Source organism: Prevotella rectalis (assembly GCF_900607215.1).
GTDB lineage: Bacteria > Bacteroidota > Bacteroidia > Bacteroidales > Bacteroidaceae > Prevotella > Prevotella brunnea.
In genome coordinates this window covers 910,926-911,551 of sequence record NZ_LR027820.1, presented here as the reverse complement: position 1 = coordinate 911,551, position 626 = coordinate 910,926, and the positions used below count along the sequence as shown (strand labels likewise).

Annotated in this window: 1 protein-coding gene; it reads right to left on the bottom strand. The window is 49.8% G+C overall.

The annotated features are described in order from the left end of the window. The coding region (locus E0E16_RS15080) for an IS256 family transposase (RefSeq protein ID WP_181951329.1) at positions 1 to 626 on the bottom strand (626 nt) is incomplete at both ends.

The window sequence follows — 626 nt, the reverse complement described above, 5'->3', positions numbered from 1 at the left end:
GACTTCTCTGATGGCATGGATGTTCTCATTTGGATGGTTCTCCTGTACTTCCTGTTGAGCCTTTCAATCCAGTTGGTCGTATATATGCACCTCTGCACTTGGGCCGGGAAGTCCATATACGTGAAGTAGGCACAGTTGCGTTCGGTCTTGTACTTTCTTAGTGCAGGATATTTCCTTTCCCATTTCTCGACAAAGGTAATGAATTGTTCGTATCCCTGCAAGGAATTCATCTCGTTGTTCTCCAATTGGAACACCTCACTGAGCTGCTGCGCCATTACTGGTTTGTCTTTATGTGATGCGCCGCTGAGTATCTGTCGCTTGACGTGTGCCACGCAGAACTGGTGTGCGGCACCTGGAAAGGCTGCACAGACGGCATTCTCTATTCCTTGCAATGCATCGGAAACGACTAAGTCTATCTGTTCGACGCCTCTTTGCTTCAAGGCCTCAAGCTCGTCTTTCCAGCACAGAGCCCCTTCTGTGGGATGATTGACAACCGTGAGCACCTCCCTGCTGCCGTCTTCCAATACCCCCAGAATGGTATAGTAGGCCTCCTTGGACACCTGTCTGTCCCTACGGGTGGAAATAAAGGTGGCGTCGATATAGACGGCTAAATAGTGGGAGGAAAG